General features: G+C 58.5%; 23 protein-coding genes. 5 read left to right on the top strand and 18 right to left on the bottom strand.

All coding sequences use genetic code 11. The features are described from left to right. The gene (locus AC2FH2_RS00860; protein WP_496700768.1) at positions 1–816 is read left to right on the top strand and encodes an ABC transporter substrate-binding protein; all 816 of its coding nucleotides are present in this window, start codon (positions 1–3) and stop codon (positions 814–816) included. Between the two features lie 2 nt (positions 817–818). Here AC2FH2_RS00860 and AC2FH2_RS00865 read toward each other — a convergent pair whose 3' ends face one another. From AC2FH2_RS00865 to AC2FH2_RS00910, 10 genes are all read right to left on the bottom strand, one after another. After that, positions 819–1,691: a substrate-binding domain-containing protein gene (locus tag AC2FH2_RS00865; RefSeq protein ID WP_496822556.1), complete on the bottom strand. Its 873-nt coding sequence runs from the start codon at positions 1,689–1,691 to the stop codon at positions 819–821. Then, complete coding sequence (locus AC2FH2_RS00870; protein WP_271946568.1) at positions 1,692–1,817, bottom strand: hypothetical protein; 126 nt, start codon at positions 1,815–1,817, stop codon at positions 1,692–1,694. A 13-nt stretch (positions 1,818–1,830) separates the two neighbouring features. Continuing rightward, complete coding sequence (locus AC2FH2_RS00875; RefSeq protein WP_496822557.1) at positions 1,831–3,093, bottom strand: c-type cytochrome; 1,263 nt, start codon at positions 3,091–3,093, stop codon at positions 1,831–1,833. Continuing rightward, positions 3,094–4,275, bottom strand: a complete 1,182-nt coding sequence (locus AC2FH2_RS00880; RefSeq protein WP_281994745.1) for a formate dehydrogenase subunit gamma — start codon at positions 4,273–4,275, stop codon at positions 3,094–3,096. A 119-nt stretch (positions 4,276–4,394) separates the two neighbouring features. Further along, a complete protein-coding gene (gene fdh3B, locus AC2FH2_RS00885) occupies positions 4,395–4,988 on the bottom strand; it encodes a formate dehydrogenase FDH3 subunit beta (RefSeq protein WP_085821701.1) in 594 nt (197 codons plus the stop codon). Between the two features lie 11 nt (positions 4,989–4,999). Beyond that, the gene (locus tag AC2FH2_RS00890; protein ID WP_496822558.1) at positions 5,000–7,894 is read right to left on the bottom strand and encodes a formate dehydrogenase subunit alpha; all 2,895 of its coding nucleotides are present in this window, start codon (positions 7,892–7,894) and stop codon (positions 5,000–5,002) included. 107 nt (positions 7,895–8,001) lie between these two features. After that, positions 8,002–8,190 (bottom strand): ubiquinol-cytochrome c reductase iron-sulfur subunit N-terminal domain-containing protein, encoded by a 189-nt coding sequence (locus AC2FH2_RS00895; RefSeq protein ID WP_142634359.1) that lies wholly within the window; start codon positions 8,188–8,190, stop codon positions 8,002–8,004. Positions 8,191–8,249: 59 nt separating this feature from the next. Then, positions 8,250–8,861: a TorD/DmsD family molecular chaperone gene (locus tag AC2FH2_RS00900; protein ID WP_281972244.1), complete on the bottom strand. Its 612-nt coding sequence runs from the start codon at positions 8,859–8,861 to the stop codon at positions 8,250–8,252. Between the two features lie 4 nt (positions 8,862–8,865). Further along, positions 8,866–9,447 carry a DUF3306 domain-containing protein gene (locus AC2FH2_RS00905; protein WP_281972243.1) on the bottom strand — a complete coding sequence of 194 codons (582 nt, stop codon included), beginning with the start codon at positions 9,445–9,447 and terminating at the stop codon, positions 8,866–8,868. Next, positions 9,444–9,998, bottom strand: a complete 555-nt coding sequence (locus AC2FH2_RS00910) for a DUF3305 domain-containing protein (protein WP_142634353.1) — start codon at positions 9,996–9,998, stop codon at positions 9,444–9,446. The genes AC2FH2_RS00905 and AC2FH2_RS00910 overlap by 4 nt, the downstream gene beginning before the upstream one ends. A gap of 231 nt (positions 9,999–10,229) precedes the next feature. Between AC2FH2_RS00910 and AC2FH2_RS00915 the strand changes: the two genes are divergently transcribed. Continuing rightward, complete coding sequence (locus tag AC2FH2_RS00915) at positions 10,230–12,182, top strand: 4Fe-4S binding protein (protein ID WP_496822561.1); 1,953 nt, start codon at positions 10,230–10,232, stop codon at positions 12,180–12,182. On the opposite strand, the gene AC2FH2_RS00920 is transcribed toward AC2FH2_RS00915, so the two are convergent. Beyond that, positions 12,176–12,904, bottom strand: coding sequence for a c-type cytochrome (locus AC2FH2_RS00920; RefSeq protein ID WP_496728150.1), 729 nt, complete (start codon positions 12,902–12,904; stop codon positions 12,176–12,178). The two genes, AC2FH2_RS00915 and AC2FH2_RS00920, sit on opposite strands and share 7 nt — an antisense overlap. Before the next feature lie 110 nt (positions 12,905–13,014). On the opposite strand from AC2FH2_RS00920, the gene AC2FH2_RS00925 reads away from it, so the two are divergent. The 3 genes from AC2FH2_RS00925 to AC2FH2_RS00935 are packed head-to-tail and all read left to right on the top strand — an operon-like array spanning position 13,015 to position 15,247. Then, positions 13,015–14,076: an Mrp/NBP35 family ATP-binding protein gene (locus AC2FH2_RS00925; protein ID WP_281972241.1), complete on the top strand. Its 1,062-nt coding sequence runs from the start codon at positions 13,015–13,017 to the stop codon at positions 14,074–14,076. Next, positions 14,073–14,768, top strand: coding sequence for a biotin/lipoate--protein ligase family protein (locus tag AC2FH2_RS00930; RefSeq protein ID WP_496687669.1), 696 nt, complete (start codon positions 14,073–14,075; stop codon positions 14,766–14,768). The genes AC2FH2_RS00925 and AC2FH2_RS00930 overlap by 4 nt, the downstream gene beginning before the upstream one ends. Next, positions 14,768–15,247, top strand: coding sequence for a DUF6505 family protein (locus AC2FH2_RS00935; RefSeq protein ID WP_281994741.1), 480 nt, complete (start codon positions 14,768–14,770; stop codon positions 15,245–15,247). Before AC2FH2_RS00930 ends, AC2FH2_RS00935 begins: the two co-directional genes overlap by 1 nt. Positions 15,248–15,250: 3 nt before the next feature. On the opposite strand, the gene AC2FH2_RS00940 is transcribed toward AC2FH2_RS00935, so the two are convergent. From AC2FH2_RS00940 to AC2FH2_RS00970, 7 genes are all read right to left on the bottom strand, one after another. After that, complete coding sequence (locus AC2FH2_RS00940) at positions 15,251–15,751, bottom strand: flavin reductase family protein (RefSeq protein ID WP_496822562.1); 501 nt, start codon at positions 15,749–15,751, stop codon at positions 15,251–15,253. An 88-nt stretch (positions 15,752–15,839) separates the two neighbouring features. Next, positions 15,840–17,252 carry a 3'-5' exonuclease gene (locus AC2FH2_RS00945; protein ID WP_496822563.1) on the bottom strand — a complete coding sequence of 471 codons (1,413 nt, stop codon included), beginning with the start codon at positions 17,250–17,252 and terminating at the stop codon, positions 15,840–15,842. A 1-nt stretch (position 17,253) separates the two neighbouring features. Further along, positions 17,254–17,772 (bottom strand): hypothetical protein, encoded by a 519-nt coding sequence (locus AC2FH2_RS00950; protein WP_142634335.1) that lies wholly within the window; start codon positions 17,770–17,772, stop codon positions 17,254–17,256. A gap of 26 nt (positions 17,773–17,798) precedes the next feature. After that, the gene (locus AC2FH2_RS00955) at positions 17,799–19,622 is read right to left on the bottom strand and encodes a DUF294 nucleotidyltransferase-like domain-containing protein (protein WP_496822565.1); all 1,824 of its coding nucleotides are present in this window, start codon (positions 19,620–19,622) and stop codon (positions 17,799–17,801) included. 111 nt (positions 19,623–19,733) lie between these two features. Continuing rightward, entirely contained in the window at positions 19,734–21,518 is a 1,785-nt protein-coding gene (locus tag AC2FH2_RS00960; RefSeq protein ID WP_142634331.1) for a sodium:solute symporter family protein, read from the bottom strand. Positions 21,519–21,524: 6 nt separating this feature from the next. Beyond that, positions 21,525–21,809 (bottom strand): DUF4212 domain-containing protein, encoded by a 285-nt coding sequence (locus AC2FH2_RS00965; protein WP_142634329.1) that lies wholly within the window; start codon positions 21,807–21,809, stop codon positions 21,525–21,527. A 184-nt stretch (positions 21,810–21,993) separates the two neighbouring features. Further along, positions 21,994–22,677, bottom strand: coding sequence for an adenylate kinase (locus AC2FH2_RS00970; protein WP_142634327.1), 684 nt, complete (start codon positions 22,675–22,677; stop codon positions 21,994–21,996). Positions 22,678–22,679: the final 2 nt, after the last annotated feature.

The following is a 22,679-nucleotide window of genomic DNA, read 5'->3' on the forward strand; positions in this document are numbered from 1 at the left end:
ATGATCCGCAAATTCGTCGGGGCTGCAGTAATAGCGCTTGGCCTGAACACTACAGCCGCATTGACCGAAACCCCATTTATTGTAGTCCAATCAACCACGTCGACTCAGAATTCGGGCTTGTTCGACCATATCCTGCCAGGCTTTGAAGCCGAAAGCGGGATTGATGTCCGCGTGGTGGCTGTTGGTACAGGGCAGGCGATCCGCAATGCGATCAACGGTGACGGGGACGTCTTGCTGGTTCACGCCAAACCTGCCGAAGAGAAGTTTGTGGCAGATGGTTGGGGTGTTGAGCGGTCGGACGTGATGTACAATGATTTTGTCCTTGTAGGGCCAAAATCCGATCCCGCCAAAGTGAAAGGTGGGACTGACATTATCGCGGCGCTGACCGCCGTGGCTAAGGCGAAGGCGCCCTTCGCCTCGCGCGGGGATGACAGTGGGACGCATAAGGCAGAATTGGGCCATTGGGCCTCGTCCGGTATCGACCCGACCGACGCTTCGGGCACTTGGTACCGGGAAACTGGATCCGGGATGGGGGCGACACTGAACGTGGCTAGTGGGATGGGTGCTTATGCGCTGACGGATCGCGCGACTTGGCAGAGCTTTGGCAACAAGGGAAACCTAGAGGTCATGGTTGAGGGCGATCCGCGCCTGTTCAATCAATATGGGATTATTCTTGTGAACCCTGACAAGCATCCCAAAGTGCGGGCGGCCTCGGGGCAGCGCTTTATTGACTGGTTGACCGGGCCCGAAGGGCAGGCGGCCATCGCATCTTACACGCTGGACGGCCAGCAGCTGTTCTTTCCCAACGCCCAATAGGGTCAGCCGCTGGCTCCATTGTGATGGATGGTTCCCAGATCCGACAAGTCATACCCGCCGAATTCTTCTGCCCGGGTGGCAAAGCGGTCGGATTGCACAAAGCCGAGCAACCGAAGCATCGGGCCATCGAAATAGGCACGCCTCCAGATGGCAAGGTCCAGGCGTTCGGTATGGGTCGGGGCAAAGCCCAGATTGTACAGCCCCGCAAGCGCACCCAGGCCGAATCCGGCATCGGCTTTGCTGTCATGCAGGGCTATGGCCAGCTCTTCTTCGGTACGTGCGCAGGTCGGCAGGGTATCCAGATCGTCTCGGTTCAGGCCGTGCGCCTGCAGTTGCGTGTCGAACAACCGTTGACTGGCGGCACTGTCTTGACGAAGAAGAATGCGACGGCCCCTGAGGTCAGAAAAGTCCGATATCCCAGTCACACCGGGGGCCATCAGTAGCCCACGCTGGCGTTTTGCTAGTTCGAACAGAATGACGGGTGCCTCTCCCAGATGGTCCTGGAGAGATTGCGTGTTAAATCCGTCTGTCTCGTGGATATGCAGCGCCGCAGCCTGCGCTGATCGTTCTTTCAGGCGATTCAAGCCGTCAAATGAGCCGTCATAATAAGTTGCCAGGCCCGACCCGCTTTCCCGCAGAGCCCAATCCAACAGCGGATCATGACTGCCCGCCACGATCGGCGGCAGCGACGGTTCTGTGACCTGCGGTCCGCTGCGCGATGCGTTCAGCCAGGCAATGACTTCGGCCCTTGGAAACAAGAGTTTGCCCATGGCCCGGACACAGGGGACCTCGCCGGATGAAGCAAGGTCATAGGCTTTACGCTCGCCAATGCGCAGCAGGTCGGCCAGTTCTTTGGTGGTCAGGTATTCTGACATTCAGTCGAGGCGCACGGCCGAACCCGCGCTGGCATTCGCCGCGCTGAATCCGAATTGGCCTAAGGCAAATGGCGCAGCGACGGCAATTACAGCCATCGTGGCAACAGCGGCTAGAAAGGCTTTCATATTTACCTCCGGTTCAGTTTTCCGGTGCCGTGACGCGGCGCAGAAAGGCGATCAAATCTTTGCGGTCATCCGCTTGTGTAATCCGTTGCATGGGCATCTTCGATCCCGGAATGTAATGGTCTGGTCCTTGGTCGAAAAGGGCATTTATCGTCTCGCCATTCCAAATGATATCAGAGTCTTGCAGCGTGTCCGAGTAGAAATATTCCGGTAAGCTGCCCGCCCGGCGACCAAATACACCAGAGAGCGTAGGTCCAGCACGTCTGTGCCCGTCCGCCGTCAGGCTGTGGCAGATCGAGCATTTGCGCACGAATTGGCGCTCGCCATTGTCCATCTGGTCAGGGTTCTTCAGAAAACTAGGTTCAGTCGCGGCCATCTGTTGTTGGTCGCCAAGGTCAGATACCGGCCAGCTATACATCGCCTCATCTATACCACCTGCATAGATGTTTTTACCATCGGTTGAGAAGGCCAGCGCCCAGACCGGGCCGCGCAATGTGGCCCGGAAATCCTGTGCGATGCGCCAGTCGATGGTATCGACCAACATGATATGACCCTCTCCGTCCCCCACCGCCAGCAAGCTGCGGTCCGGGCTGAGAGCCAGCGCAAGGATTGGACGGCGGTCCAGGGTGAAATCATGCTCGTCGCCTGTAGTCAGATCACGAATGCGCGTGACGCCATCGACGGCCCCATAGGCAATCCAGTTTTCATGGGGATTCAGGACCAGTTCGTTGATGCCGAACCCGTTATCAACCAGTCGCAGTTTTTCCTGACCGGTTGCGACATCCCAAAGACGAATCGCCCCATCAACCCCGCCGGTATACACCGCATCTCCGTTTGGTGTGAACACAACAGCATTCACACCGCTGCCTGTGGGCCCCAATATCCTTGGCTCTGACCCGTCAAGCGGCCAAACCCCTATCGTGCCGTCCCAACTGGCAGTGGCGATGTAGGAGTTTGAAACAGCAATATCGACGATCTTGCCCTTGTGCCGCCCGAGGATTTGGCCATCCGGCCACCGGCGCAGGGTAAAGTCGTCACCAGCGGAATAGATCGCTGTGTCGCCAAAGGCGACGCTATTCACGGCAGCCTCGTGCCCTTCAAGCCATTGCGGCGTGCGGTCTGACCACAGGCCGACGGAGTTGTCGAAGCTGGCCGTCGCAATCCGGCCGTCCGGCGCGGAGGCAATCCCCATGATCGGACCGCCATGACCTTTCAGCGTGAAGAACTCGGCCAAAGCGGGCAGGGGGGTCAACACCAGTGCAAGGATTAGACTGCGCATCTATTCCGCAGGCGAGGCCACTGCCTTATTGGCCTCTTTTTCCTGTACCTCTTCGAGCCAAAGCGAGTGGTGCTCACGCGCCCATTGTTCCTCGACCTCGCCGGTGCCCATCGCGTCGAAAGCGCCCTCCATCCCCACCGAGCCCAGGTAGATATGCGCGATGATGATGGCGATGAAGACATAGGCGACCATCACGTGCCAAACCTGAGCATATTGCATCTCTTCTTGTGGTGACATCTGCACCGGAAGGTTCAGACCCAACATCTGCGGGATGCTGGTGGCATTTGCGATTGAGAAGGTCTTAGCAAACAGCGGCATCTCAAACGGGAACAGCAGAGACAGGCCAGACAGGCTGATCGATACGCCCAGCAGGATACAGGCCCAGAAGATGATCTTTTGACCCGCGTTGAATTTTTTGGCCGGAGGATGGCTGCCTTTCGTGAACAACCCGCCGCCGGCGGCCAGCCATTTCAGGTCGGTGCGGTTGGGGATGTTGTGGGCGATCCAGTTCACAGTGACCATGATCAAACCCAGCATGAAGGCCCAGGCGAGGTTGTTATGCAGCCATTTGCAGCCCTGCGCTATGGCTGCAAAGCCTTCTTTCCCGAAGATTGGGATCAGAAAGTCTCGACCATAAAGGGTCAGCAAACCGGTCAGGCCAAGGATAAGGAAAGAGCCCGCGAACAGCCAATGTCCGAACCGCTCAAAGCCTGAGAAACGCGTAACCGTGCGTCCCGTCTTTTCACCATCAATGCGGATTTTACCCCGGACCAAGAAGAACAGCAGCAGGATGCCAAGCATCCCGGCCAGAATATACGTGCCGTAATCGCGCAACGGGCCTGTTCGGAAATTCAACCACCACATGCCTCCGTCCTGTATCAAGACGCTGGCCGCAGGACCGTTCGACGAAACGGTCACATCCGCCGAGCCATAGCGCAAAGCGCGATAGACGTCGCTGTCAGACGCCACGCCACGTGTGCCCAACTGGCCCATCAGACCTTCGGCGTTGCCTTGACCGGTGTTACCTGAGCGATAACCGTTATCGACCGTCTCGCCACGCTGCCGGGCCAAGATATCCTCGAGCGTGGTCGCGCCACCCGTTGAATTGCGATCCGGAGCATCCTGCGCAAAAGCAGGAACAGTCAAAACAATGAGACAGAACAGAAGTCGCAGGAAAATCATATGAACCTCGTGACGCGGTCATTGGCGTAGGCCCGATTGCGGGCGGGCAGAGATTTTTCGTCGAAAAATCTTATTGCTCCCCGGCACGCGGTACGCGCCGGGGAAAGTTCAGCTATGGATCAGCCGTCTTTTTGGTCGTAGGCCGTGCCCCAACCCCAGGCGCCAGACCCAAAACCGCGCGCCACGACGCGTTCGCGATAGATGGCCGATACCACGTCGCCGTCACCGGCAAGCAGGGCCTTGGTGGAACACATCTCGGCGCAGATGGGCAGTTTGCCTTCTGCGATCCGGTTGCGACCGTATTTGGCGAACTCTGCGGTCGAGTGCGTTTCCTCGGGGCCACCGGCGCAGAAGGTACATTTGTCCATCTTGCCGCGTGATCCGAAGTTGCCTGCCTGTGGGTATTGCGGCGCGCCGAACGGGCACGCATAGAAGCAATAGCCGCAGCCAATGCACAGGTCCTTGGAGTGCAGGACGACCCCTTCTTCGTTCTGATAGAAGCAGTCAACCGGGCACACCGCCATACAGGGCGCATCCGAGCAATGCATACAGGCAACCGAGATCGAGCGTTCGCCCGGGTCGCCGTCATTGATCGTCACCACTCTGCGGCGGTTGATGCCCCAAGGCACCTCGTGCTCGTTCTTACACGCGGTTACGCAGGCGTTGCATTCGATGCAGCGTTCAGCGTCGCAGAGAAACTTTGCTCTAGCCATTGTCGTCCTCCTTACGCTGCTGAGATCTTGCAGAGAGTCGCTTTGGTCTCCTGCATCTGGGTTACTGAATCATAGCCATAGGTCTGGGCGGTGTTCGAACTTTCTCCCAGCACATAGGGATCAGCGCCTGAGGGGTATTTGTCCCGCAGATCCTGACCCTGGAAATGGCCGCCAAAGTGGAATGGCATAAAGGCCACGCCGGCACCAACCCTGTTGGTCAGCATCGCCATCACCTTGACCTTACCACCCTCAGGCCCTTCGACCCAGACCTGAGCCCCGTCGCGAATGCCCAGGTTGTTGGCATCACGGGGGTTGATCTCGACGAACATGTCCTGTTGCAGTTCGGCCAGCCACGGGTTCGACCGGGATTCCTCACCTCCGCCCTCATATTCGACCAGACGACCAGACGTCAGGATTATCGGGTAATCCTTTGAAAAGTCGTTCTTCTGGATCGAAGCATACAGGGTTGGCAGGCGATAGGACTGACGATCCTCATAGGTCGGATAATCCTCTACCAGATCACGCCGGTTGGTATAAAGCGGCTCGCGATGCAACGGGATCGGGTCCGGAAAAGTCCAGACCACGGTGCGGGCCTTGGCGTTGCCAAAGGGCGCACAGCCATGTGCAATCGCAACCCTCTGGATGCCGCCTGACAGGTCGGTTTTCCAGTTGGTCTTTGGCCCCGCAACGGCGTCGATGGCCGCACGTTCTTCGGCCGTCAGATCGCCGTCCCAACCAAGATCCATTAGCATCTGCATCGTGAATTCGGGATATCCGTCCTGAATTTCCGACCCAACGCTATAGACCCCTTCCGCCAGCAGGTTGTCGCCATCACGTTCCACGCCAAAGCGCGCGCGGAAGGTCAGGCCACCTTCGGCCACCGGTTTGGACATGTCATAGAGGTTTGGTGTCCCCGTATGACCCATCTCTGGCGTTCCCCAGCACGGCCAGGGCAGACCGTAGTATTCGCCGTCGTTTGGTCCACCTATAGCTTGCAGCGTGGTTCTGTCGAACGTGTGCTGATTGGCCATGTGGCTTTTCAAACGCTCTGGCGACTGGCCGGTATAGCCGATGGTCCAGAGGCCCGAGTTGAACTCACGCGTGATGCTTTCAACATTCGGGGTTTCGGCATCCTCCATCTCGATATTGCGGAAGAACCGATCTGCCCAGCCGAATTTGTTGGCGAACTTGGCCATGATGACCTCGTCCGGTAGGCTTTCGAACAGTGGTTCGACCACCTTGTCGCGCCACTGCAACGAGCGGTTCGAGGCCGTGACCGAGCCACGGGTTTCGAACTGCGTACAGGCGGGCAACAGGTAAACGCCATCGGTCCGATCATGCAGAACGGCGGAAACGGTGGGATACGGGTCGATCACGACTAGCATGTCCAGCTTTTCCATCGCCGTCTTCATTTCCGGCCCGCGGGTTTGCGAGTTCGGAGCGTGCCCCCACAAAACCATGGCGCGGACATTGTTGTCCTGATCCATGTTGGCGGGGTCTTCCAGAACACCGTCGATCCAACGAGAGACCGGGATGCCGCGCTCGTTCTGCAGCGATTTATCCTTGCCCTCCTTGTCCTTGATCGAGGCGAACTGGCCGGACAGCCATTCAGGGTCTTCACCCCAAACGCGCGCCCAATGGCCCCATGCCCCTGCGGACAGGCCATAATAGCCGGGTAGGGTGTGGGACAGAACACCAAGGTCCGTCGCACCCTGCACGTTGTCGTGGCCGCGGAAGATGTTGGTGCCACCGCCCGACGTTCCCATGTTGCCCAAAGCCAGCTGCAGCACGCAATAGGCGCGTGTGTTGTTGTTGCCATTGGTGTGCTGGGTGCCGCCCATGCACCAGATCACCGTGCCAGGACGGTTGTTGGCCATGGTGCGCGCCACGCGCTTAAGCTGTGATCCGGGTACGCCGGTCACACGCTCAGTTTCTTCCGGGTTCCAGTTGGCGACCTCTTCACGGATCTGATCCATGCCCCAGACACGGGTGCGGATGAACTCCTTGTCCTCCCAGCCGTTGTCGAAGATGTGCCAGAGGATACCCCAGATCAGAGCCACGTCAGAGCCGGGGCGGAACCGGACATACTCATCCGCATGCGCTGCGGTGCGCGTAAAGCGCGGGTCGCAGACGATCAGCGGCGCGTTGTTCTGTTCTTTTGCGCGCAGAACATGCAGCAGAGAGACAGGGTGTGCCTCGGCCGGGTTGCCACCGATGATGAAGATAGCCTTGGAGTTGTGGATGTCGTTATAGCTGTTGGTCATGGCGCCGTAGCCCCATGTATTCGCAACACCAGCAACAGTGGTCGAGTGGCAGATACGGGCCTGATGGTCCACGTTGTTCGTGCCCCAATAGGCGGCGAACTTGCGGAACAGATAGGCCTGTTCGTTGTTATGTTTCGCGGAACCAAGCCAGTACACACTGTCCGGTCCGGATTCTTCGCGGATGTTCATCATGCCGTCGCCGATCTCGTTGATCGCCTCTTCCCAGCTGATGCGCTTCCACTCGCCGCCTTCCTTTTTCATCGGATATTTCAGGCGGCGTTCACCATGGGCGTGCTCACGGACCGAGGCCCCCTTGGCGCAGTGCGCACCCAGGTTGAAAGGGCTGTCCCAGCCGGGTTCTTGCCCGATCCAGACGCCGTTCTGCACCTCGGCGACGACGGTACAGCCGACCGAGCAATGCGTGCATATGGATTTGATGTTTTCGACGGCTTGATTGGCCGCTGACTGGGCACTGGCTGGCGTCACGGTTCCACCCGTGGCGCTGATCGCGGCCAACCCGCCGATCGTCAGGCCCGATCCGCGCAGGAATGCGCGGCGATCGACGGTTTTCTCGCCGACCTGGGACAGGATACTTGTCCGCTGGGAGCGTCTCGCAACCCCGTTGGTCTTTTTCCTAAGCATTTCTTTCCTCCCTTGCTGGCCATGTTTTCCATGGCTGGCTTGGTCCTGTTGGTGCCGACGTCAGGGCCAATCGCAACCGTCAGTCGGGTGGTGACATCGTCCGGGGTTCAGAACCGGGCGCTGTCCAGATATGCGCGCGTATGCGCGGTGTCCTGCATGCGGGTCTCATCCGTTGGCAGCTCGGCTGCCTCGGCTTGTCCGCTCAGGCTGGCGGCGGCGACTGCAGCGGGCGCTGCGGTTCCGGCCAGTTTCAAGAAGTCACGGCGCGTGGCGCCTTCTTCCTTGGTTTTGCTCATGGGATCCTCCTTTCCCAATTGCGATCTAGCGCCTATTGGGGCGCTGGCGAATGGCGGGATCATCCCGCCGTCATTCGAAAGGCTTCACGCTCGATTTCCATGAAAACCCGACCGGCGGTGCCGACCGAGGCATAGAAAACCGAGTTTTCCGCGGCTTCCAAATCTGAATAGAAATGTGCGGCCCAGGGACCGATATGCTTGTTCCAGAACGCTTTTTGATCTTCCAGCGAGGCGGGTGAACCAAAGCGTCCGACGATCATGCCCGCCATCATCTCCATCAACGAGGCGATATTGTCTTCGGGTTCAAACACGTTCTGCGCCCGTGTGATCTGACGAACCGCCATGTCGTTGCGCAGTTGCGCCAGCGGTTTTTCGTTCAGGAAACCAGTCAGGTAGAAACTGGCATAGGGCAGCAGTTCTCCGCGTCCTAGCCCGATGAACAGGGCATTGAATTCGCGTTCGGCAGCCGCGGGTTTGGTCACCTTGGCGACCCGCGACATGGCCTTGATAGCCTGACCCAGATCGGTTTCATCGCCGGTCAGACCAGTAACCTGAGACAGCAGCATCTGATCCGGAGGCGCCGCAAGCAGCAGCCCAAGGAAGTTATAGAAATCCGCGCGCAGACGATCCTCGGCTGAGACGTCCAGGTTTTGCGCGTTGCTTGCGTTCATACGGTTATCCTTCGTATTCAAACTTCATGCGGCGTGGGGCAGGCGTAAGCTCTGCCTCTTCCGGGTCGTCGATTTCAGAAATCATTACAGGCTCTGACGATTGCATCTCGGCTACCTCGGGCAACTCAGGCTCTTGCGTGGTTTCTTCAACCTCAGGGATCGGGTCTGCGTCTTCCTCCTCGGCCTGAGTGGCCAGAGCTTCGATATGGGCAAGCATCCCTTTGCCGACCTGATAGGCGGTCTGGATATTTTCGATCACGCAGGCGGCATCTGTATAATCTTCGCCGTAATCCACCAGCCCATCGACATTGGCCAGAACCGGGTTTAGGCGCCAGAGCTGCCGAAGGGCGCGGCGGCGCAACCGGTCAGGCACTGCCTTGGCCATAAAGCCCGAGATGTCGTCACCAACTTGCAACAGATCAGGATCGGGCAAATTGAATTCTGCCAGAATTTCAGCGTCAGTCTTTTCTTCCAGCTCGCCCCGCTGTTCAGCGAAAGCCTGTTCTTGTGCTGCTACAACCTCTGCTTTGGCCTCAGCCTGAACGGCGGCTTTACGGCGCGACCAGAAATCGCGGGTTTCTGTCATTGCACAATCCTCCGCGGGGCGCGGAAAACATCCGAGTCCTGCCGGATGCGTACATCCCCTTTGCCGTCCTCAACCAGATCGGTGCGTTTCTTATCACGGCGGCGCTTGACGAAGACTTCGTTGCGATGATGCTCCAGTGCGAAATCACGTACCCAAGCGATCAGCCCATCAGTCATTGGGATTTTCTCGACAAGCTCTTCGCCGGTATCGGCGTAGTCCTGTCCTTCGAAGGGTGAGGCGGTCACCAGCACCGCGTCCATCGGCTGTGTTCCATCCAGCGCATCGCGCAGGACCAGATAGATCGAGGGTTGCCCGTCCGACAGGTTGACCATGTAGGCTTCGGCCTCATCTGACCACAGGGTCAGGGGCAGGGTGGCTGCATGGTATTCGACCGCTTCACCCTCGCGCCGCATCTCCAGCCAATCGGCCGGTCCAGCGCCGGGCAGCACGGCGACGGCGCGCCAGTTCCATTGCGCCCAGCGTGTAACCCCGGGTGTTTTGCGCACGACGACGCCGATTGGCATTTCAATCTGGCTGGCGGCCTTGGCCACTAAGTCCTCCCTGGAAAGCTCTCCCCTGCCTTCCTCAGGGTCTACTATGGTACACAAAGTAGCTTCCTGCCAAGTCCTTGGGTGGTCGAATATGCACCCTTCACCGATTGTTTACGGTCCTCGCGGCTCTTATCGGGCTTTGTTCCGGCGATCCGGCCCCCACGGGCATTGCTACTTTCTTCAGAGGTTCTAAGCTGACCTTGGACTGGGGAGGACATCCGGGGGGAGGTTATGGGTACGAGATTGCTGCTATGTGACTGTGCGGGAACGCAAACCATTGACGCTGAGAAACTATCGTCAGCTTGCGATGTCGCCTGCTCCAGAATTCACACCGCATTATGTACGAAAGAACTGGAAAGCGTCGCACAGCCGCTGCAAGAGGGCAAAGTCGTAATAGCCTGTACACAAGAGCAGGATGTTTTTCTGGCACTGGCCGATGAGTTAGGTGTCGAAGTGCCAGGGTTTGTCGATCTTCGCGATCGTGCCGGGTGGTCTGAACAAGGGCAGGATGCTGCCCCCAAAATGGCCGCGCTGGCTGCTGAGGCGGTGTTGCCTCAGCCGATCACACCCAGTGTCGATGTGGTCAGCGAAGGGACGTGTTTCATAGTCGGGCCCGGCGCAGTAAGTTTTGAGTTGGCTGAACGCCTCTCGGACATATTGGCCGTGACAGTTTTGACCACTGATGACACAGAGCCCATGTCGCGCCGCTTTGATGTGATACGCGGGCGCGTTCGTTTGGTGACCGGTGCGCTGGGCGGGTTTTCGATAAAGCTGGATGCGTTGCAGCAGCTTGAACCCGGAGGACGCGGGGCTTTTGGCTGGACCGAACCACGCGACGGGGCGAACTCCTCATGCGATATGGTTGTTGATCTGACGGGCGGCATGCCTCTGGTTCAGGCCCCAGCCAAGCGCGAAGGGTATTTGCGAGCTGATCCCAAAGATGCGGTCGCTGTCGAACGGCTGGCGTTTGAGGCCATGCAACTGGTCGGGACATTTGAAAAGCCTCTCTATGTCCGGTTGGAAGAATCCCTCTGTGCGCATTCCCGTGCCGAACAGGTCGGGTGTACGAATTGCCTGGATATCTGCCCTACGGGGGCGATCACCCCTGCGGGCGAACATGTAGCCATCGACCCTATGGTTTGCGCAGGGTGCGGAGAATGCGCGGCGGTTTGCCCATCTACCGCGATAACTTACGAGGATCCGCCCGTTTCTGCGCTGCTGTCACGGATGCACATTCTGTCGCGCACCTACCGGCGTGCAGGCGGGCAAGCACCCCGGCTGTTGGTGCATGACGCGCATGGGGCCGAAATGATCCGCCTGTCCGCCCGTTTCGGACGCGGGATTCCAGCGGATGTGATCCCGCTAGAACTGAACGTGATCTCGGGCTTTGGCCATGCCGAGATGCTGGCCGCGCTGGCACATGGGTTTGCGCGGGTTGATGTGCTGCTGGCCCCAACAACCGAAAGGGATGCCTTGGACCGCGAACTGGCGCTGGCGCAGGCTATCGCTGGGACTGCAGGGTTGGCACAGATCGATGAGGCTGATCCCGATGCGCTGTCCGACCTGCTATATGCGCAGGACGTGCCGCCCCCCTTGGCCGACCCGGTTCTGCCGCTGGGAAATCGCAGGCAGATTACGCGACTGGCCGCACAGGCGCTGAACCCGCAGGCCGCAGCCCCGTTGCCCTTGCCCGAGAATGCACCCTATGGGGCCATCGCGGTGGATACGGACGCCTGTACATTGTGCCTCAGCTGCGTGTCCCTTTGTCCGTCAGGCGCTTTGGCCGACAACCCGGATATGCCGCAGCTGAACTTCCAACAGGATGCCTGTCTGCAATGTGGCCTATGCCGAACAATCTGCCCCGAGAATGCGATAACTCTGGTACCGCAACTGGATTTAAGTGATGCGGCCCTGTCTCAGGACGTGTTGAACGAAGAAGACCCTTTTGCATGTGTGGAATGCGGTGCCCTCTTTGGTGTCAAATCGACCGTCGAACGTATCATGGAAAAGCTGTCTGGTACGCATCCGATGTTTGCGACATCCGAACAGGCGCGCATGATCCAGATGTGTGACAACTGTCGTGTGAACGCGCAGTTCCAGCACAAGGACAACCCGTTTCAGTCAAACCCGAAACCCAAAGTCGTCACGACCGAGGACTATTTCTCGAAAAGAAAGGATCATTGAAGCTGTAGCGGCGCGCCCAGATCTGCTGCCTCGATGGCCGAGACAAAGGCCAGAATCGCCTCTAACTCCTCCAGCGTCATCTCGACCGGGTGGATTGGCGAAGGACGCAGAGGGTCAAAGGGCGGGGTTACGTCCTCAATCTGTGTGAAAGCGGGATGAGGGTTCAGGGCAAAGAAGGCCTCGAACCGTTCGGACCAGTCCGGCATAGCCCGCAGCACGGCGAAAGAGGGGGTGGAGCCAAGCCCGTTCATCTGGTTCTGCGGTCCGATCACATGGCAGCGCCCGCAATGGGTCATCGACAGCTCCGCACCCAGGACAGCGTCGCCGTCGATCTTGTCGGTCTCGGTCGCGGCCTCGACCGTTAAGCTGGCGGAATAGGGCGGGCCGCTTTCGGGCGCGAAACTCTCAACGGTGCGCTTGCCGATGTCAGACAGCAGCCAGTCCCGAAACCGAAGCTGCTTTGTGTCGTCCAGTATGCGCAGGTGGTAAGTGACCCCGTGACGCGCGAAAACCGGATCGCCTGGCGGTGATCCACCCAGAGACATAGCGCCGGTATCGTCCGCAACGACGCGTATCCCGGTCTTGAGAGAAAAACGCGGAAGAATATGTTGCAACAGACCAGAGTCTGTAACCTCATCCGGGGCGGCAAGCCCCAGCGCCTCTTGCGACCAAGAGGGGGTAGCAGAGAGCAGCAAGCTCAGGCAAAAGAAGGTAACCCGCATAAAGGCAGCTTATCGGCCTGCGCCCGAATGCGTCAAATGAACGAAAAAAAGACGGAGACACATGCAATGAAACGTATCCCAACGACCGGGCAAACCAAAAGGGTAATGGCATGAGTGTTCGTGACGCGGTTCTGGCGAACCTGAAGAAAATCACCGATCCGGTTTCAGGCCAGGATATCGTCAGCGCCGGAGTTGTCCGCGCGTTGAATGTCGATGGCGATACAGTGCGCTTTGTGCTTGAGATTGATCCGAAACAGGCAGAGCGGATGGAGCCGGTGCGCGCCGCCGCCGAGCATGCTGCGCAGTTGGTGGAGGGGGTCGACAAGGTTTCCGCCATGATGACCGCGCATTCCGAAAAGGCCCCGCCTGAACTGAAGCCCAAGCCGAAACCATCTCAGACAGGTCCGCAGGCCGTTCCGGGTGTCGATCGGATCATCGCCGTTGCATCCGGTAAGGGCGGAGTCGGTAAATCCACCGTATCCGCAAATCTGGCTTGTGCTTTGGCTGCAGAAGGGCGGCGTGTCGGGTTGTTGGATGCTGATGTCTATGGCCCATCACAGCCTCGGATGCTGGGTGTCTCTGGCCGCCCGGCCAGCCCGGATGGCAAAACGATCCTGCCCCTGCGCAATCATGGCGTCACGATGATGTCGATGGGACTGATGACCAACGAAGGGCAGGCGGTCGTCTGGCGTGGTCCGATGCTGATGGGCGCGCTTCAGCAGATGATGGGGCAGGTTCAGTGGGGAGCATTGGATGTATTGATTGTCGACCTACCGCCGGGCACCGGCGATGTGCAACTGACGCTCAGCCAGAAGTTCAAGGTGGACGGGGCCATCGTGGTGTCGACCCCGCAGGACGTGGCCCTGATCGACGCGCGCAAAGGGATCGATATGTTCAATCAGCTCAAGACGCCGATTATTGGGATGATCGAGAACATGTCGACCCATATCTGTTCCAACTGCGGGCATGAGGAACATGTGTTCGGACATGGCGGCGTCGCCGCTGAGGCCGAGGCGCTGGGCATTCCGCTGCTTGGTGAGATTCCGCTGCATTTGGATATCCGGGTTGCGGCGGATGGGGGCGCGCCCATCGTTGTCAGCAAGCCGGACAGCGCACAGGCCGAAGCTTTCCGCAAGATTGCCCGCGACATGATCACCAAGGGCAATGCATGACCCAGCCGGTCTTTCCTCCGTTGCTGACTGGACATGGCGTTCAGGGCGGGGAAGACCCGTTCGAACGCGCCCAGGCGATGGCAGCGCTGGGCTGTGATGCCGGAACGGTGGTCTACAACATTCAGGCCAACCGTTTGCGCGTTGCCATTGTATTTGCACCTGAGGTTCCATTGCAGGATGCCATGGTGATGTTGCCGCTTTGCGGAGTTGGGTTTCAGAATGCGCTGGGCGCTCTAGCCCCGCCCGAGGTTGCCGTTCATCTGGACTGGGGCGGCCCTATCTGTGTGAATGGTGCGACCTGCGGCAAGTTTCAGGTTGCTGCGTCGACTTCAGACCCTCAGATTGAGCCTGACTGGTTGATTGTCGGCTGGGAGCTGGCCTTGCTACAGACCAGCACCGCGCCAGGCCAGGCCCCGGATATCACAGCGCTCTACGATGAAGGGTGTGCCGAGGTCCAGCCTGTCCAACTGATTGAAAGCTGGTCGCGCCATATGCTGACATGGCTCAACCGTTGGCAAGAAGACGGCAACGCGCCGTTGCACAGCGAATGGTTGGGCCTGCTGCGTGGTGTTGGCGAACCCTTTGGCGAGATCGGGGTCTTTTTGGGCACTGATGAACGGTTTGGCATGCTTATCCGCAATGGTGCGGACACCCGCCTGCACCCGCTGACTGACTTACTGGAGAACGGATGATGAAACTGGCCCGTGCGATCCATTTCGATGAAAGCGACACGAATGTGTTTCATTCTCCGGCGCGAACGGGTGAGTGGTGCATTTCAGGCGGGTTCGAGTTTTCGAATTGGGGCGAAGGCGATTTGGAGGGTAAAGCCCGCCAGGCCTTTGCGAATGGTTGGTTGGGGGTTGAGACATTCGGCCGGGTGACCTTTGTAGCGGTGACGCAGGTTGAACAGGCCGAGATCGACCAGATTGCCCGGAATTTGGCGGAACATTTCGTGCAATTCTACGGGGCCCCATCGGTCGAGGCCGCCCTGGGTGTTGCGCAGGAAGAGATCGCGCATATGGCAGAGCTATGTGATGAACACGCCGCCAATACTCTGCTGACCGTCGCCCGTGAGCTGTCTGAAACCGGGGTGCTTGAGGCGTTTCGCATCATCACACCGCAGGAAACCCAGCTTGAGGCGCTGGCGGTCCACGGATCGCTGGACGAATAGGGCTTATAGCAGATCAGCAAAGCCGCCGAATTGACCGCGTTTGAAGATCAGGCCATTGCCGGTGCGGTACATGGCCTGTTCGACTTCACCCACGATGATCAGATGATCCCCTGCCTCGTGCCGGGCATGAAGCTGGCAGTCGAACCGCGCCAGACAATCCGCCAGACGAGGGCGACCACGGTGATCTGCGGCCCAGTTGGCATGTGAAAAATCCGCACCCTCGCGCGCGAATTTTAGGGCCTGTTCCTGCTGTTCCTCAGCCATCACATGGATCGAATAGTGATCGCAGTCTTTGAAAGCGTCGAACCGGTTTGAATCCTTCGCCAGGCACCACAGCACCAGCGGAGGCGTCAGCGAGACCGAGGAAAACGAATTGACCGTGATTGCGCGGGGCCCCAGCGCTGTTTCGGTGGTGACAACGGTGACGCCGGTTCCAAAACACCCCAATGCCTCGCGAAACGCGGTGCTGTTGTCCGGGGTTGGGGTGAAGGTGCGGTCCGTCATCTCACGCTCATTCTGTGGCCGCGCCTCAGGTGCCATGGCAAGCCGGGATTGTCCATGAAAAGCTGCGCCTGAGGTGCATATTTCGCCCTCAGTTCAGGTCCTCAAGCAGACGACCGTGCCGGCGGGTTGCTTCGATGACCTCGCCAAACGTATTCATCCCGCGCGCTTGCAGCATCGGAAGCATCCGAACCAGCGCCTCGGCGGTGGCAACTGCATCACCCAATGCCGTATGGCGCAGCTCATGCGGAATTGTAATGTCCAGCCGTTCGCACAGCGCGTCCAAAGTGTGAGTGTCGCTGGCGCCGAACAGGACGGCTGATAGCAGGACCGTATCCAGTACGGGATGCGTCCACTCAACTTTCATACGGTCGGCGTGGCGTCGCAGAAACGCCAAATCAAAAGGTGCATTATGCGCCACGATTACGGCATTTCGCGCGAATTCGTGAAAGATACGCCCGGCTTCAGCGATTTCCGGCGCGCCTTCGACCATTCGATCCGTGATCTTGTGAACCTTGGTCGAGGCGGCAGGAATCGGCATGACCGGGTTCACCAGCATATCCAGCCTTTCGCCTTCGACCATCCGTCCATTTACCACACGGACTGCGCCGATCTGGACGATCTCGTCTTTGTGCGGCAGCAGGCCTGTGGTTTCGGTGTCGAAGACAACAAAACAAAGCTCGCGCAGAGGCAATGTCTCGAATGATTGGTCGGTGGATGTGTTCAGCAAACCAAAGTCATAGACCAGAGGTCTGGCAGCCTCAGGCGCTATATTGGCGGCGCTGTCATCTAGGATTAGCATATAGCCGGAAGTTTCCCCCAGCGGTTTCATGCGGGCTGAATAGGTCTGCGCCCCATCAATGCTGGTCAGCGAACAGGATGCCTCCATCCCGGTCTTGGCCAGTTTGGCATAGGCTTTCTGCAGCGCGTCTGGCTGGAAGTAATCGAACAGTGGCGCATTCAGGCGTGGATGCGAAATCTGTGCCAGAACCTCGGCCGCCTGTCCGTCATACAAAACGAGCCTGTGAGAGGGGCTAGCCAGCAATATGGCTACAGGAATTTCAGTCAAAAGCGCCCTAAGCCTTTGCTGTTCCACAGCCAGATGCTCGGTTTCAGCAGCGACAGCCTCTGCCACGCCCATGGTCTTGTCGGACAGTTGGTTGGCCAGACCGGCAGCCGCAGGGGCCAAGTCGCCAAGATACCGCGCGGCTTGCAGATCGAGGTCGCGGCTGACACCGGCATGCGCTCGTGCGCGCAGTTCAGCGGAAAGCCTTTCGATCGGCTTGGCGACATTATCGTCGAACAATAGCCAGACAGCGGCGATCAGGGCCAGCAGACCGAACCCGATGACGATCTCTGCAAAGATAAACGCGTCAAAAAGGGCCGGATCCGCCGCCCGCCTGTAGCTGACCCAAAGCGCAACCGAGCTGACGGCAACCCCGCCGACCGCCAGTAGGCAGAAGAACAGGAAAATCCGCAGGCGCAGACTTAATCGGGTCAGCATGTTACACTCCGCAAGTGGCCTCGATGATCGGATCGTTGGTAGAGCCTGTTACCCAATCGGCGTTCAGCAACTGGCCGTTGTCACCAAACTCTGCCCCATCCGCCAGATTGGCGCGTTGGTTCTTGTCGCAATCCACAGCGACCGGCAATTTTGAAACCGGTGCCCAGCGGCCAAAGAAATACAGTTCAACGAGGCGTTGTTCAGGCACTTGGTCATTGGTGCGCACAGATAGGGTGTCGATTGCGGCAAAACGATCAACAAAGGGCATCGCATAGGTCCAGGGACGGTACAAAGCGCGGCTTTCGACCTCTTGAATGATGATCAGACCATCTGGAAGCGTATCGCGCGTGCGGTCAAACCATGAATACTCGCTGTTGATCGTCATCCCGATCATGCCAATGCCCGCCGCGACTGGTGCGGACCAACGAGGCAGGCGTCCACCTGTCAGTTTGTTGATCACCATCACGATGCCGGCTAAGGCGACGCCTGCAAATATCGTGCCGATCAGTTCTAAGAACATGAATACTCTCCAAGGTTCCTGAGGGTTTAGCCCAGCATTCCTTTACCGTGGCCGACCGCCGATTGCATTGTTTTTACCACGACAAAGGCATCTCGCAGATGACTTCGCTCAAAGTCCGAAAGATCGGATGGGGGCAGAAAATTGTCCGGATTCTTGTTGCCTTTCACCAGACGGGCCTGATGGTCCAGCCGCGTTTCGGCGATCAGATCGTAAGCGTCCAGCAGGTCGCGGGTACCTGAGGGGCTGAGGACGCCTGCCGCCCCAGCTGCTTTCAGGCGGGCACGTGTATTGGCCTGGGACAGTTGCCCCTGAAGGCTGTATATCCGGGCCAGGTCAACCACAGGCACAACGCCATTATGCTTTAGATCCAGCGTGTTGCGATGCTCACCCGAGCGTACCGTGGCAAACCCGCGTAACAGGCCTAGCGGCGGCGTGTGCTTTAACGAGTTCGAGATCATATGTGCCACAAAGATTGAATTCGCTTGGGCCGCGGCCAGCGTTTCGGCCTGCAGGTCATCGAACAGGTGAAATGCGCCGCCAATGGGGCGCAGGTCGAACATGACCGAGGCCAGCATCTGCGCCTCGGGGTTTGGTTTGGCGATCCACCCGCGAAAATAATCACGCCAGACACTTACCGGTTGGCACCAGCGTGGATTTGTCGCCATCATGTCGCCCGGGCAATAAAAGTACCCACATTTATCCAGCCCGTCCGACACGATTTTTGCCAGTGTCTGGAAATATGACATGTCGTCATCGGTTACTTTGTCATCCAGCATCAAGCAGTTGTCCTGATCCGACACCCCGGTTTGTTCCTGTCGTCCCTGCGATCCGCAGGCCAGCCATAGGTAAGGCACAGGTGGTGGTCCAAGCTGTTTTTCCGCCATTGCCAGCAAACGTCTGGTGGCTGTGTCGGCGATATCGGTAATCAGGCGCGTAACGATCTCGTGGCGATTTCCGGCAGCGACAAGCTGGACCAGAAGCTGGGGAATCTCTTCGGTCACTTCTGCCATCTGCTGCGCGGTTTGCGCATTTGCTATCCGGCGCACCAACTCGGCGGAATTGACCGCCTGATAGTGGGTCAGGTCTGTCTGGGTGACAATTCCGACCAGACGCCCAGCTTCGGATACCGGAATATGGCCGATGCCGCGCTCCATCATGATGTGAAGAACATCCGATCCGATATCCGACGGCGACAGCGTCACCGGGTTTGCCGTCATTATTGCCGATACAGGGGTATCCACAGACATCCCATCGGCAACGTATTTGCCCGAGATATCTCGTAAGGTGGCGATCCCCAAAAGAATGTCCCCCTCGGTGATGCAGAGAGAGGAAATATGTCTGTCCCTCATCATCTGCGCCGCTTCGCGAACGGTGGTAATAGGGGGGCAGGTTGCGGGGTTATGTGCCATCAGAACGTCGATAGCGCTGGTTGCAAGGCTTTGGGGGCTGGAGCGTTCCGTGCGGGTCCGATCAAAGAATTTGGCGACGATTTCATGTTCGTCAATGAGGTCTCGGATCAGGTTGGGCGGGATCACCAGAAAAACCGAGTTTGCGTGCGCCTGCGCTTTGGTCGCGGCTTTACCGTCTTTCAGTAAACCGCGTTCCCCGAAAGAATTGCGCAGCCCCAGATGAGAGACAATCGCGCCGTTCCTGTCAGTGATTTCAACCTGTCCTTCGTAAATCACGAATACGCCGGGCAGGGGCGCGCCCAGTTGATACACCGGGGATCCTTCTTCGACCTCCCAAACTTCGATCTGATCAGACAGCGTTGCCAGATCATCGGCGGGCAGGGCGTCATAAGGGTGAACGGATTTCAGAAACCGCGTGATCTCGGCTTGGGGCAGGGGCATCGGATACTCCTCGGTTTCTATTCGAAAAATCCCGCCCGGTGGAATGCCGGGCGGGAGTAGTCAGTCGAAAGACACGGCCTTTGGCAAGGTGCTCAGGGGCCGCATCTCTACTCAGTGATCCTGAGCGGCACCCGCGCCACGGGGAATGCGGACGCTTTCGACCAGATCCTTGATCTCTTGCGGGGTTTCTTTGGTCATGCCAGCCACCACATAGGCGACAGTGAAGTTGACCAATGCACCGATCGCACCGAACGAAGTCGACTTGATCGTACCCAACAGAGGATCAGCATCCGTGAACGAGTTGGTATCCGGAATGAACAACCAGCCCTTGTGCAGGAAGATGTAGACCAGGGTCACAGTCAGACCAGCCAGCATACCAGCAACCGCACCGGTGTTGTTGATGCGGGTCGAGAAGATCCCCATCATCAGCGCCGGGAAGATCGAGGCAGCTGCCAGACCAAACGCCAGGGCAACGGTCTGCGCTGCAAAACCTGGAGGGTTCAGGCCCAGATATGTCGCCACAACAATGGCCACGCCCATTGCGATCCGCGCCGACAGAAGCTCGGATTTTTCCGAAATCTGCGGGTTGATCGCGCCTTTGATCAGGTCGTGTGACACAGCGGACGAGATCGCCAGCAACAGGCCCGCAGCGGTCGACAGAGCAGCCGCAAGACCACCGGCAGCGACCAGACCGATCACCCAACCCGGCAGGTTGGCAATTTCGGGGTTGGCCAGAACCAGGATGTCACGGTTGAACTTGGTCAGCTCGTTTCCGACCCAGCCCTTCTCTTCCGCAAGCGCCTGCATGTCGGCATTCTTGTCGTTATAGTACTGGATCTTGCCGTCGCCGTTCTTGTCTTCCCAGTCCAGCAGGCCGGTTTTCTTCCATGTAGCCATCCAGTCATAACGGGCGTCGTTGTCGATATCTTCGACGGATACGGCGCCACCTTCGATGCCGCCATTTGGCCACATCATGTCACTGATGTTTAGACGGGCCATTGCGCCAACCGCAGGGGCGGTCAGGTAAAGCAGTGCGATGAACACCAGCGCCCAACCGGCAGACCAGCGGGCATCAGCCACTTTCGGCACGGTGAAGAAACGCATGATTACGTGCGGCAGACCGGCCGTACCGATCATCAGCGACAGCGTGAACAGCACCATGTTCAGCGTGTCCGAGTGGTGGGCGGTGTATTCGTTAAAGCCCAACTCGGTCACGATCGCATCCAGCTTGGTCAGCAGCGGTTCACCGCTGGCGGTATCACCAAACAGACCCAGAGCCGGAACCGGATTGCCAGTCAGTTGCAGGGAAATAAAGATGGCTGGGATTGTGTAGGCGGTGATCAGCACGCAGTACTGAGCGACCTGTGTGTAGGTCACGCCCTTCATCCCCCCAAACACCGCGTAGGCAAAAACAACGGCTGCACCAATTAACAACCCGGTGGTGTTTGACACTTCAAGGAAGCGGCCAAAAGCTACGCCAACGCCGGTCATCTGGCCGATCACGTAGGTCACAGACGCTACGATCAGACAGATCACCGCCACGATACGCGCGGTCTGGCTGTAAAAGCGGTCGCCGATGAACTCTGACACGGTGAACTTGCCGAACTTACGCAGGTAAGGGGCAAGAAGCAGCGCCAGCAGCACATAACCACCGGTCCAACCCATCAGGAAGGACGAGTTGTCATAGCCGGTAAAGGCGATGAGGCCCGCCATCGAGATGAACGAGGCCGCAGACATCCAGTCTGCCGCTGTCGCCATACCGTTGGTGACCGGGTGAACGCCGCGACCGGCGGCGTAGAATTCTGATGTGGACCCAGCACGGGCCCAGATCGCGATGCCTATGTAAAGCGCAAAGGACGCGCCCACAAACAGCAGGTTGATGGTAAACTGGTCCATAGGGCCTTACTCCTCCTCAACGCCGTATTCAGCGTCTAGCTTGTTCATCCGCCAGGCGTAGTTGAAGATCAGCAGCAGAAAGACCAAGATGGATCCCTGTTGCGCGAACCAAAAGCCGAGATCGGTTCCGCCGACGGAAATGCCGGACAGAAGTGGACGCAGCAAAATGCCGAATCCAAACGACACCAGCGCCCAGATCACCAGGCTGATGTAGATAAGACGCAGGTTGGCCTGCCAATAGCCCTTATCGGCTTCGGCAGTCTGCGCGGAGTGTGTTGATTGATCCGCCATCGCGGGTTCCTCCTTCGCTTCCTCTTTGAGCGGCCCGTTGTCCTAACCCTCCAGCGCGCGGGGCCACTTTTCGATATGCTTGATGCCAGGTGGCATCAGGCAAGACTTCTCTGGTCCGCCAGAGCGGGTCCTTTGAAGCTTTCCTTTAGGAATTCGGCCCTTATTGAGGGCGGGCCATATTCCCCTAGTTCATTGTGTCGCTGACGATCCGTTCCAGATTGCCGGCGATGTCTTCGATATTGCCCATTGCGTTCAGACCTTTCAGAACGCCATGGTCTTGGTAATAAGTGATCAGCGGCGCGGTCTGCGCGTGATAGGCAGCCAGCCGTGAGGCGACGGTTTCAGCATTGTCATCTGCGCGGCGCTTGAACTCGGTCTTGCCGCATTTGTCGCATTTGCCTTCGACTGCGGGCGTTTTGAACCGATCATGGAACCCTTCGCCACATCCGGCACATGTGTAACGGCCGGAAATACGGATCACCATTTCAGCGTCTTCAACCTCAAGACTGATGGCTGCGTTGATCTGCTGACCGGTCTCTGACAGCAGCGCGTCCAGCGCCTGTGCCTGAACCGTGGTGCGGGGGAAGCCGTCCAGAATGACGCCCTTGGCGCAGTCCGGTTCGGCCAGACGATCCCGCAGGATTGCAATTACGATATCGTCACTGACCAGATCACCCGCCTCCATGACAGCTTTGGCGGCTTTTCCGGCTTCGGTTCCCGCGGCAACTGCCGCCCGTAACAGGTCACCCGTGCTGAGTTGGACAAGCCCGAACTTGTCTTCGAGCATACGGGCCTGTGTACCCTTCCCGGCGCCCGGGGGGCCGAGAAGGATCAGTACGGTGGGTGTAGTGATCGTGGCAGCGTCCATCA

This window comes from Ruegeria sp. YTSA105, from assembly GCF_059610225.1.